The following is an 11,595-nucleotide window of genomic DNA, read 5'->3' on the forward strand; positions in this document are numbered from 1 at the left end:
CAGGACCGGAGCGGAGTACGCCGCCGCCGCGAGCAGGCCGATCTGCTTCAAGGCCCGACGCCGTCCGATGACGCCTTCGGCAGAGGTCGTGCGGTCTTTGGTGCTGTCATGTTTCATCGAAATCTCCTCTGGTTCATTTGACGAGCGAGGCCGGCGAAACGCCCTTGCGATGTCGACCTCATTGTCGAAAACGGGCGACCTCGCGTCTTATTCCCCGGCGGCTTCGTCGCTGGCCGTTTCCCTCGCGAGATGCGGAATCCTGCACATGTATTCCGGACGACCGCCGAGTTTCCTGAACGTGCCGCGCAGTTCCGCGCAGAGTTCGGACAGCGAATGGTCGCGCCAGACAAGACGGTCGCCGACGAGCTTCGGCCGATCCGGCAGGACGCCGTCAAACTCGAGCTTCTCGGTCCATCTCTCGAGATTTTCCTTTGTGTCCAATGCTTTGGCATTGCCACCAAGCTCAAGGAGCGCAATGGCTGCACACAAGGTCATGGCTGCTGCCTTCGTTTTATTCGATGGGTTCGGCATGGCTGGGTCTCCGTATGTTTCGGCTGAAGGATCTGCGAAGCCGATCTCCGCAGCGATCCAGCCCGGTAAACGGAGCACCGTGCCGGTTATTTCATCGGCTGGAAAAAATATGGCATGGCAGGCGCCCGCCGCGTCGGGAGCGCGAGGAATGCCGATCGCAGGAGAAGTGTCGCCGTCCGAACGAAGTTATCGATCGCCCAGCGGATAGTGACAGGCATATTTCTGTCCTGTCGATCCCGCGACCAGTGCGGGTTCTTCCATGCTGCACAGGGCTTCCCGGCGAAAACAGCGGGTATGAAACCTGCAGCCGGCGGGAGGGGCGGCTGGACTGGGCACATCGCCCTTGAGCACGATGCGCTCGCGCATCTTTTCCAGCTTCGGATCGTGGAGGGGAACGGCGGAAAGCAGCGACTTGGTATAAGGATGGCGCGGGCTTTCATAGAGCACGTCACGCTCGGCGAGCTCCACTATCTTGCCGAGATACATCACGGCGACACGGTCGCACAGATGCCTCACCACCGACAGGTCGTGCGAGATGAAGAGATAGGCGATACCGGTCGACTTCTGAATTTCCTTCAGGAGGTTCAGAATGCCGGCCTGGATCGATACGTCGAGGGCGGAAACCGGCTCGTCGAGAATGATCAGGTCGGGCTTGACGGCGAGCGCGCGGGCGATGCCGATGCGCTGGCGCTGGCCGCCGGAAAACTCGTGCGGATAGCGCGAGGCATGTTCGGGCGCGAGGTTGACCTGCTCCAGCAGCTCGGCGACGCGACGGTCGACCTCCTTCCTCGTCAGGTTCAGAAGGCGAAGCGGCTCGGCGACGATGTCGTGAGCACGCATCGACGGGTGGAGGGAAGCCTGCGGGTTCTGGAAGACGAACTGGAGGTTCTTGCGAAGCGGCCGCATTTCGGCCTGCGTGAGCTTCGCAATGTCCCGTTCCTTGAACCAGACCGAGCCACCCGTCGGCCGCGTGAGCCTGGCGATCGAACGGGCCAGAGTCGATTTTCCGCAGCCCGATTCACCGACGAGGCCGAGCGTTTCCCCGCGGAAAAGATCGAAGGACACGTCGGAGACCGCCTGGATCGTTCGCGCGCCGCCGCCGAAGGAGAAGCCGCCACCGCCCGGGAATTCCTTCACCAGCCCACGTACCTGCAACAGGGGAGCCCTGTCGGCGGCTTGGTTGAGCGGCCCGTTCATGACGTCCCCTGACGGGCTGAAAAATATCCGCCGACCTGTTCGGCGCGGTGGCAGGCGACGCGCTCGATCCCGAAATCACGATCCGGCGGCTGCTCGATCCGGCAGCGCTCCATCGCTATCCTGCATCTTGGATGGAACGCGCAGCCGCCGGGAATGGAGAACAGCGACGGCGGCGCGCCGGCGATCGCGTCGAGGTGCTCAACCCGGCGATCGACCCTCGGCAGGCTGTCGAGAAGTGCGCGCGTATAGGGGTGGCGGGCGCTCGTCAGGATATCGTTCACCGGGCCGTAGTCGACGATCCTGCCGGCATACATCACCGCCATGTTGTGCGCCGCGCCGGCTACGACGCCGAGGTCGTGGGTAACGAGCACAAGCCCCATCTTCCGTTCCGCGCAGAGCCGCTGCAACAATTCCATGATCTGTGCCTGGATGGTCACATCCAGCGCGGTCGTCGGCTCGTCGGCGATCAGGAGATCGGGATCGTTGGCAATGGCCATGGCGATCACCACGCGCTGGCGCATGCCGCCGGAAAACTCGTGCGGATACTGCGCCGCGCGCTGACGCGGCGATGGGATGGAGACTGTGGCCAGCAGTTCGATCGCCCGCTCCATGGCTTGCCTTGCGCCAATGCCGCGGTCGTGAATGCGCACGGCCTCCGCGATCTGGGCGCCGATGCTCAAAAGGGGATCAAGAGAAGTCATCGGATCCTGGAAGATCATGCCGATGCGCTTGCCCCTGATACCTCGCAGAAACCGCTCAGGCCGCCCGACCAGCTCGTCGCCCCGGAACCTGACGGAGCCTTCGATGCGCGCGGAGCCGGGAAGAAGGCCCATGACGGCCATCATGGTCGCGCTCTTGCCCGAACCGGATTCGCCGACGAGCCCGAGCACCTCCCCCGGATCAACGCTGACGTTCACGCCCCTCACCGCCGTCAGCCTGCCACCGGCCCTTCCGGCGAACGAGACCTGAAGGTCGCGGATGGAAAGCAGAGCCTCGTCACTCATTTCGACCTCGGATCGAGTATGTCTCGCAGCCCGTCGCCGAGGAAATTGAAGGCGAGCACGATGCTGAGGATCGCCAGGCCGGGGCCCGCCGCAATCCACCAGCGATAGAAATGCAGCGCGCCCTCGGAGATCATCTGCCCCCATTCCGGCGTGGGCGGAACCGCGCCGAGGCCGATGAAGCTGAGGCTTGCCGCGAGGAGCACGATCTGGCCGAAATCCATCGTCGCGTTGACGATGATCGGGCTCCAGCAAAGGGGAAGGATATGCTTGAAGAGGACGCGAGCCGGCCCCGCGCCCGACGCGACGGCCGCCTCGACATGCTCGCGCTCCCTTATCGCGAGGACCTGGGCGCGCATGAGCCGCGCATAGATCGGCCACCACACGATCACCATGGCGATGGCCGCGTTGCGCAGGCCCGGCCCGAGCGAGGCCGTCACGGCCATGGCAAGCAGGATCGGCGGAAACGACAAGGTCACGTCCACCGCGCGCATGATGATTTCGTCGACGAGGCCTCCGAGATAGCCGGCGAGCGCGCCGAGCACGGCCCCGATCAGCACCGCGCATCCAATGACCGCGATAGCGATCGGCAGGGATTGGCGCACGCCATAGAGCGAGCGCGAGAACACGTCGCGGCCGAGCGCGTCGGTGCCAAGCCAGTTCTCCCATGTCGGCGGCGAGAACCGCATGCCGGCGAGCATGGTGGGATCGTATGGCGTCCACCAATGCACGGTGAGGAGCGTGACGACCCAGAACAACGCGATGACAGCCCCCAGTATGACCGGGGCGGTTGCCCATTCGGGCCTGTGGAAACGCGGCGCGGACAGGGAGGTGATGCTCATCGCTCTGACTGCCCCCCGAGCCGAACCCGCGGGTCGACCGCGAGATAGGCGAGATCCGTGGCGAGATTGGCAAGCAGGAACGCGGCGCCGCCGACGATCGTCACGCCGATGATGGCCGGATGATCGAGGCCTCGGGCGGCGGCGACCGCGTAGGAGCCGATGCCCGGCCAGGAGAAAATGGTCTCCGTCAGGATCGCGCCGGTTATCAGATAGGCGAACGAGAAACCGAGGATCGTCAGCGTCGGAAGGAACGCGTTGCGCAGCGCATGGTTGAGCAGGATGCGCATGCGGCTTGCGCCCTTGGCGCGGGCGGCTGTGATGAAGTCCTGCTGCAGCACGTCGAGCATCGACCCGCGCACCATGCGCGAGACGATGCCGGTCACCGTCCATCCGAGCGCCAGGGCGGGAAGAATGAGATGCGTCGCCGCGTCGACGAATTTCGACCAGTCGCCCGCGATCAGACTGTCCACCGTATAGAAGCCGGTGACGAAAGGCGGCGCCTCGATGCGAGGATTCAGCCTCCCCGGTCCCGGCAGCCAGCCGAGGCTGACCGAGAAAATGTAGAGCAGGATCAGGCCCGACCAGAAAACCGGGATCGACGAGCCGACGAGCGCGAACAGGCGCGCGAAGTGATCGGTCAGGCGATCGCGGAAATTCGCCGCCATGACCCCCAGCGTGACCCCGGTGACGGCTCCGACCAGCATTGCCGCGATGACCAGCTCGAGCGTCGCCGGAAGACGCGCCAGCAGGTCCTGCGAGACCGGCTGCTTGGTGCGAAAGGAAACGCCGAAATCGCCCGTGAGGAGGTTCTTCAGGTAGATCAGATATTGCTCCGGCAGGCTGCGGTCCAGCCCCCAGCGTTCCTTCGCCGCTTGCACCACCGCCTGGTTGCCCATCTGCCTTTCGCCGACGATCGAGGTCAGTGGGTCGGCATTGGTAAAATGCGACAGCAGGAAGGCGACGGTGATGACCCCGAGCAGAAGCAGGGGCATCGTGATCAGCCGTTTGGCGACGTAACCGATCATGCGACGCCCCTCCTTCGCCTATTTCCGGCTCAGTTCGGCGAGCGGAAGGTTGCAGCAGGCGCTGTAGCGGACGCCGGCCACGTCGTTCCTGTGGGCGAGAACGAGGTTGGGGCTGACGACCGGGATGATGATCCGGTCGTCGATCATCTCCAGCGCGATGTCGCGATAGATCGTCTCGCGTTCGGCATCGGGCGCGGCGAGCGCCTTGCCCAGCAGTTCCGCTTCCTTCTGGTTGAGCAGGTCTTCCTTGCCCTGACTCGCACGGGTCAGCCAGAAGGAGTCCGGCACCATGCCGAAGAACTGGACATATTGCGCGGACCCGAAATAATCGGGCGCGTAGAAGCGCGCCGAGAAGGGCGCCCCCGGCTTCGCCACCTGCTCCCGCCACACCGCCGAGGCGACCGGCTGGATGTTCAGCTTTACGTTCACGCGCGCCAGATCCTGCTGGATCTTCTGCATAAGCAGGACCAGATCGACGCCGTAGACGTTGAGCTGCGCCACCGGCGCGTCGAGCTCGAAGCCGTCGGCGAGCCCGGCCTCGGCCAGCATCGCCTTCGCCTTCTCCAGATCCTCAACCGGCATCGGCAGATCGGCGGTTCCGGGGAAGCCGTTCGGGATCGGCGAGGCCTGCGGCTTCCCTTCGCCGCCGACCGTGAACTGGATCAGTCCCTCGTAGTCGATCGCATATGCGAGCGCCTGGCGCACCTCCTTGGTCAGCGGAACCTTGTTGCCTTCCGCGCCGGGGCTGAACATCACATAGATGAAATTGTAGGAAGGCACGGTCTCCAGCGTCAGGTCGGGGGACGCGATCGTCTTCGACGTGTCGGGATCGATCTGCATGGCGATGTCGGCGGCGCCGCTCTGCAGAGCCTGGGCCTGCGACACCGCATCGGCCGTCTCGTCGATGACGATCTCGGCGATCGCCGGCTTCTCGCCCCAGAATTTCTCATTGCGCACGAAACGCAGCTCGTCGTCAGGCGCGTAGGATTTCAGCATGTAAGGGCCGCTGCCGGCCGAATTGGCCTGAAACCAGCTTTCGGCGGTGTCGGCCGTCGCCGCATCCTCCGCGGCCGAAGCGCCGGCCTCGCTCGCGACATCGCTGTTGACGATGCCGGTATAGGGAGCGGTCAGGACGCCCAAAAATTCTGAGTTCGGGCTTTCCATCGTGACGACGACCGTTTTCTCGTCCGGCGTCTCGATCGACTTGACGAGGCTCATCATGAAGGACGCGTCCGCCTTCAGGTTCTTCAGCCGCTCGAAGCTCCATTTGACGTCCTTCGCCTCGACCGGGCTGCCATCGGAGAAGACGGCATCGGGTGAGAGCATGAACGTGAAGACGGTCTGGTCGTCATTCACCTCCCAGCTTTCGGCCAGCTGCGGCTCGATCGACTTGTTGTCGGCACCGAGTGCGACGAGCCCCTGATATGTCGAACTGAGATAGATCTGGCAGGTGTCGCAAAACGCCCGCGATGGGTCGAGCGAGTTGATCTCGAGATGCCGCGCGATGATCAGCGGCTGCTCCTGCGCATGCGCCGGCGTGGCCGAAATGATGGCGGTTGCCGCAACGCCCAATGTTGCCGTTCGGCAATTCGCAAACAAGCTCCGTAGCATCCTTATCTCCCATTGATGCCGCAAGGCGTCGGTCCGACCGATCGCCCCGCGCTCTGTTTCGTTCCCTGGCGGTTGATCCGCCTTTTCGTTCAGTTCATCTCGTTCAGAAGCCCGCGCGCCGCGCGGGTGACGCCCTCGGCGTCGAGGCCATAATGCGCATAGAGCGCGGCAGGCGGCCCGATCAGTGAAAACTCGTCATCGATGCCGTGGCGACGGAACGGAATGGCCGGCCCGCCGGCGATCACTTCGGCCACCGCGCTGCCAAGACCGCCGATGACATTGTGCTCCTCGACCGTGAGGATGGCAGCCGTCTCGCGCGCCGCCGCCCGCACCGCGTCGACGTCGAGCGGCTTGATCGTGTGCATGTCGACGACGCGCACGCTCTTGCCTTCGGCCTTCAGCGCATCGGCGGCCGCCAGGCTCGCATGCACCTGGGATCCCGTCGTGACGATCGTCAGATCGCGGCCTTCGCGAAGTGTCTTGGCCTTGCCGAAACGGAAGTCCGAGGGAACCTCGCCGTAGACTTCCGCGTCGCGGCCGCGGCCGAGCCGAATGTACATTGCGCCCGGATGATCGACCGAGGCGCGCAGGATCGCCCGCAACTGGTTGGCGTCCGCCGCACAGACAACCGTCAGATCAGCGATCGTGCGCATCATTCCGATGTCTTCCAGCGAGTGATGGCTGGTTCCGTAGAAGCCCATCGAGATGCCCGAGTGATGGCCGATGATGCGTACCGGCATGCGCGGATAGGCGCAGTCGGTGCGGATCGCCTCCGCGGCCAGAATGCCGCAGAACGAAGCGAAGGTCGCGACGTAAGGCACCATGCCGCAAGAGGCGAGGCCGGCGGCCGCGGTGATCATGTTGCGTTCGGCTATTCCAAAATCGATGAAGCGGTCCGGATGGCGATTGGCAAAATCGCGGGTACGGCTGGAATTCGCCAGATCCGCGGTCGCGACGACAATGCGCGGGTCGTTTTCGGCCAGGTCGGCAAGTTCCTCGCCGAGAATGAATGCGGGCATCGCCTTGGCCGGCGTGCCGCGCACGGATTTGCTGTCCTTCAACGCGATGTCGGTGTCGTTGCCCCGGAAGAGCGTGCTCTGGTCCTGGCCCGCATTGCCTGCTCGCACGCTCATCACGCATCCTCCCCGACATAGGGCTTGAGACCTTGGGATATCTCCTCGAAAGCGTCATCGTAATCGGCGCCGACGAGATTGCCGACATGCCAATCGAGCGACAACTCCATGTGCTTGACCCCGCGTCCCTTGATCGTGTCGGCGACGATCATCTGCGGTTTGCCTTCCCCGGCGGGCGCGAGTCCGTCGAGCGTCGACAGGATTGTTTTGAGATCATGCCCGTCGATGCGCTTTACGTCCCATCCGAACGCCTCGAAGCGCCCGTCGATAGGTTCGACCGACATCACCTTTTCCGTCGGGCCGTCGATGCTGAGCTGGTTGCGGTCGACGATGGCAATCAGCCCGCGCAGCTTGAAATGGCCTGCGGCCATCGCGGCTTCCCAGATCTGGCCTTCGTTGAGCTCGCCGTCGCCGAGCATGCAATAGGTGCGATAGTCGCGCGCCTGCATGCGTCCGGCGATAGCCATGCCCAGCGCGATCGAAAGACCGTGGCCGAGCGAGCCGGACGAGAAGTCGATGCCTGGAATCTTCTTCATGTCGGGATGGTCGCCGAAAGCACTGCCGAGCCGCGTGAAATCGTCGAGCTTCGAGGGGTCGTAAAAACCCAGGTCAGCGAGCACCGGATAGAGCCCGATCGCGGCGTGTCCCTTGCTCAGCACGAAACGGTCGCGGTCGGGCCATTTCGGATTGGTGGGATCGATGCGCAGATGAGCGTAGTAGAGCGCGGAGAGCAGCTCGGCCGCGGAAAAGGTGCTGGAATAATGGCCGGCGCCGGCGATGCGTGTCAGGCGCAGCGTCTCCAGCCGGATGAATTTTGCGCGATCGGCGAGAAACTCCTCCGAAACGTTTCGGCCATGTCCCCGACGGTTTTCAAGGTTCACCGTAGTCGCCTCCTCTGATACATGATATATCTTCTTGCTCACCCGTCAACGGCAATCAGGCCGCAAACACAAACCGTGAAGTGCTATAGCTTCGCGACAATCGACATCGCCTCGTCGGTTGCCGCGAGCGCCTCGTCGATGTCGGCATCCGTGTGTGCCGCCGACAGGAACATGGTGTGTGTCGGATGTATGTAGACGCCGCGCGCCAGCGCCTCCAGACAGAACCGGTTGCCGATCTTCAGATCGGCATCGTCCTCGAACAGGAAGACCGGCATCTGCACCGGCCCGCTCTGCTTCAGACGCATCCCGTGGCGAACGGCCTGCCTGTCGAGCCCGTCGCGGAGACGCTGGCCGACGGCACGCATGCGTTCGACCCCTCCGGTGTCGCGCAGCTTGTTTATGGTGGCGATCGATGCCGCCATCGAAACCGCCGCGGTCCAGAACGAGCCGGTGGTGAAAATTCTGGTCGCGGCTTCGCGGAACCGGTCATTGCCGGTGACCGCGGCAAGCGCATGTCCGTTGGCAACCGCCTTGCTCCATGCCGCGAGGTCCGGCTTGACGCCGACGGTCTCCCAGCTTCCGCCGAGATGAAGGCGCAAACCGGCGCGCACGTCGTCAAGGATGAGCGCGGCATCCGCCTTCGTCGCGAGGCTGCGCGCCCGTCGGGCGAATTCGACGGTTGGGAGCACATGCTCCTTGCCGAGATCATGCTTGAACGCGGACGCCAATATTGCAGCGAGGTCTCCCCCGGCTTGTTGCACGGCGGTTTCTAGGCTCTCGACGTCATTGTAGTCGTAATAGATCAGGTGCGCGCGATCCTCCTCCGTCACGCCAGCCACGGAGGGCGTGCACCAGGGGATCGCGCCGTGATAGGCGCCGCGCGCCAGGAGAATCTTGCGCCGGCCGGTTCCGGCCCGCGCGATCGTCACGCAGGCCGTGGTCGCATCGGTGCCGTTTTTCGAGAACATCGCCCAGTCGGCGTGCGGGACCGTGGCGACGAAGAGTTCCGCCAGTTCCACCAGCCGCGCGCTCGGCCCGTTCATGCCGTCGCCCAATTCACGCTGACGGGCGGCGGCGGCTTCGACGTCCGGATCGTTGTAGCCGAGAATCATCGGCCCCCAGGCGCACATGAAATCGATATAGCCGCGCCCGTTCGCGTCCCATGTCCTGCAGCCCCGGGCGCGGGAAAAATACTGCGGATATCCTTCCGGAAGACGAGCCGCATTCTGATGCCCCCACATGCCGCCGGGGATGACCTTGGACGCGCGGGCGCGCAAAGGCAGATCGGCCTCGATGATTTGCCGGTTCATTCAACGTCTCCTTCCCGACGATCCGCGAACCACTGCTTCGAGTGGATTGTCATAGATGATATATCATGTATCATAGGTCTCGCAAGTGCTCGAAATGCGATGTCTGAAAGGGCGAGGAAGTCATGCATCCTATCTTCGGGGTTATCGCCGACGACCTGACCGGCGGCATGGAAACGGCATCGATGCTGGTCGCGCTGGGCGTTGATGTGCAATTCGTCACCAATCCCGAGATCGCCGGGGAAGTCGGTTCGGCGCCTGTCGTCGTGGTCGCGCAGAAAACACGCGTAATCCCCGCGCCGGACGCCGTTCGCAAATCGGACGACGCGGCCCGGGCACTGCTGGCGCTGGGCGCCAGGCAGCTCTTCTTCAAATATTGCGCAACTTTCGATTCGACCGATGAAGGCAACATCGGGCCGGTCGCCGACCGGCTGCTGGAACTGACCGGTCAACCGGTGACGATGTTCTGCCCGGCGGCACCCGAGGTTGGCCGCACGGTCTATAACGGCCATCTCTTCGTCGGCACGCAGTTGGTCTCCGATTCGCCGAAGCGTTTCGATCCGCTGACGCCGATGACCGATCCGGATCTCGTTCGCGTCCTGCAACGGCAGAGCACGCTGCCGGTCGGCCTCCTGCCGCACCATCTGGTTCGCACGGGCAAGGAGCGGCTGAGCCGGCATGTCGAGAAGGAGCGAGCACGAGGGCTCCACCATTTCATCGCCGACGCCATCTATGAGGAGGATCTGACGGCGATCGCCGAACTGACGGTGGATTGGAAGGTCGTCACCGGCAATTCGCCCGTCGTGCAACATTATCCGCCGATCTGGCGCCGGCGCGGCCTGCTCGACGAGAAACCGTCCAGCCAACGCCTGCCTGCGGTCGGTGGGCATGCGGTCGTGCTTGCGGGCAGTTGCGCCGAACGCACTTTCGAGCAGCTCGCCGCCTTCGAAGCGTCGCGCCCCGTTTTTCGGATAGACCTGACTTCCGTCGCCAGCGGGAACGAAGCAATAGGTTCCGCCCTGGAATGGGCGCGAGCACGGATCGAGGCGGGCCCCATCGCCATCGCGACGTCGGCAACGCCCGAGAAAGTCCGCGAGGCGCAGGACAGGCTGGGGCGTGACGGCGCGGCCGGCCTCGCCGAAGCGATCCTCGGCGCACTGGCGGTCGAATTGCGTGAACTGGGCGCGCGGCGCTTCGTGGTGGCCGGTGGCGAGACGTCCGGCACCGTCGTGGAGCGCCTCGGCATCGACCGGCTGCGGATCGGCCGATATGCCGGCCCCGGCGTTTCCCGCGCGACATCCGAGGTGGGCGAGCCGATCGGGCTTTGCCTGAAATCCGGCAAGCTCGGGCCGGTCGATATGTTTCTTCAGGTTCTTGAACAGATGACGGTCGAGGAGGTGCAATGACGATGCGTGACGAGGAGCGGCAATTGCGCGAAAAGCTGCTGACGGCGGTAAAGCTGCTCGAAGACAAGGGCTTCAATCACGCCAGCACCGGAAATCTGAGCTGCCGCGACGGCGATGAAATCCTCATCACCCCGACAGGTGGCAACAGCGGCAACCTGACACCCGGGCGTATCGTTCGCCTGACCCGCGGAGGCAAGGTCGTCGGCGAAGGCATTCCTTCCAGCGAATGGCATATGCACACCGCCATCCTCGGGGCCTTCCCGCACGCTAACGCCGTCGTCCACACTCACGCCGACGCCTGCGTGGCCCTCTCCTGCCTACGCAGGCCGATCCCAGCATTCCACTACATGGTCGCGGGGTTCGGTGGCGTCGAAATCAGATGCGCGCGTTACGCCACTTTCGGCACCGCCGATCTCGCCACCTCGGCCGTCGAGGCATTGCAGGGCCGCACGGCCTGTCTTCTCGCCAATCACGGCATGATCGCGATGGGCAAATCACTCGACGCAGCACTCGCGGCGACCATCAAGCTCGAAACGCTCGCGCGGCAATATCTGCTCGCGCTGAGCGCCGGCGAACCGGTGCTGATCGACGAGGAGGAAATGTCCCGCGTCGGCGCGCGTTACGGCAATTACGGCGTGGGCATCCTTCCCGGCTGATCGTT

11 protein-coding genes are annotated in these 11,595 nt (G+C 64.1%); 2 read left to right on the plus strand and 9 right to left on the minus strand.

Features of this window, described 5'->3' with window-relative positions:
• Positions 1 to 207 precede the first annotated feature (207 nt).
• From XW59_RS27485 to XW59_RS27525, 9 genes are all read right to left on the minus strand, one after another.
• Positions 208 to 531: a hypothetical protein gene (locus tag XW59_RS27485; protein ID WP_136068536.1), complete on the minus strand. Its 324-nt coding sequence runs from the start codon at positions 529 to 531 to the stop codon at positions 208 to 210.
• A gap of 186 nt (positions 532 to 717) precedes the next feature.
• Positions 718 to 1,728 (minus strand): ABC transporter ATP-binding protein, encoded by a 1,011-nt coding sequence (locus tag XW59_RS27490; RefSeq protein WP_047148907.1) that lies wholly within the window; start codon positions 1,726 to 1,728, stop codon positions 718 to 720.
• Positions 1,725 to 2,732 (minus strand): ABC transporter ATP-binding protein, encoded by a 1,008-nt coding sequence (locus tag XW59_RS27495; RefSeq protein ID WP_047148906.1) that lies wholly within the window; start codon positions 2,730 to 2,732, stop codon positions 1,725 to 1,727. Before XW59_RS27495 ends, XW59_RS27490 begins: the two co-directional genes overlap by 4 nt.
• Positions 2,729 to 3,571, minus strand: a complete 843-nt coding sequence (locus XW59_RS27500; RefSeq protein ID WP_047148905.1) for an ABC transporter permease — start codon at positions 3,569 to 3,571, stop codon at positions 2,729 to 2,731. Before XW59_RS27500 ends, XW59_RS27495 begins: the two co-directional genes overlap by 4 nt.
• Entirely contained in the window at positions 3,568 to 4,596 is a 1,029-nt protein-coding gene (locus tag XW59_RS27505; protein WP_047148904.1) for an ABC transporter permease, read from the minus strand. The genes XW59_RS27500 and XW59_RS27505 overlap by 4 nt, the downstream gene beginning before the upstream one ends.
• A gap of 18 nt (positions 4,597 to 4,614) precedes the next feature.
• Positions 4,615 to 6,168 carry an ABC transporter substrate-binding protein gene (locus XW59_RS27510; RefSeq protein WP_246666247.1) on the minus strand — a complete coding sequence of 518 codons (1,554 nt, stop codon included), beginning with the start codon at positions 6,166 to 6,168 and terminating at the stop codon, positions 4,615 to 4,617.
• A gap of 128 nt (positions 6,169 to 6,296) precedes the next feature.
• On the minus strand, positions 6,297 to 7,340 hold the full coding sequence (locus XW59_RS27515; RefSeq protein WP_137327112.1) for a transketolase C-terminal domain-containing protein: 1,044 nt from the start codon (positions 7,338 to 7,340) through the stop codon (positions 6,297 to 6,299).
• Positions 7,340 to 8,221 carry a transketolase gene (locus XW59_RS27520; RefSeq protein WP_047148933.1) on the minus strand — a complete coding sequence of 294 codons (882 nt, stop codon included), beginning with the start codon at positions 8,219 to 8,221 and terminating at the stop codon, positions 7,340 to 7,342. The genes XW59_RS27515 and XW59_RS27520 overlap by 1 nt, the downstream gene beginning before the upstream one ends.
• A gap of 83 nt (positions 8,222 to 8,304) precedes the next feature.
• On the minus strand, positions 8,305 to 9,531 hold the full coding sequence (locus tag XW59_RS27525; protein WP_047148902.1) for an aminotransferase class III-fold pyridoxal phosphate-dependent enzyme: 1,227 nt from the start codon (positions 9,529 to 9,531) through the stop codon (positions 8,305 to 8,307).
• Positions 9,532 to 9,653: 122 nt separating this feature from the next.
• Between XW59_RS27525 and otnK the strand changes: the two genes are divergently transcribed.
• On the plus strand, positions 9,654 to 10,934 hold the full coding sequence (otnK, locus tag XW59_RS27530) for a 3-oxo-tetronate kinase (protein WP_047148901.1): 1,281 nt from the start codon (positions 9,654 to 9,656) through the stop codon (positions 10,932 to 10,934).
• Entirely contained in the window at positions 10,931 to 11,590 is a 660-nt protein-coding gene (locus tag XW59_RS27535) for a class II aldolase/adducin family protein (RefSeq protein WP_047148900.1), read from the plus strand. The genes otnK and XW59_RS27535 overlap by 4 nt, the downstream gene beginning before the upstream one ends.
• The last annotated feature ends 5 nt before the right edge of the window (positions 11,591 to 11,595 follow it).

The organism is Aquamicrobium sp. LC103 (assembly GCF_001014615.2).
Classification (GTDB): Bacteria; Pseudomonadota; Alphaproteobacteria; order Rhizobiales; family Rhizobiaceae; genus LBCQ02.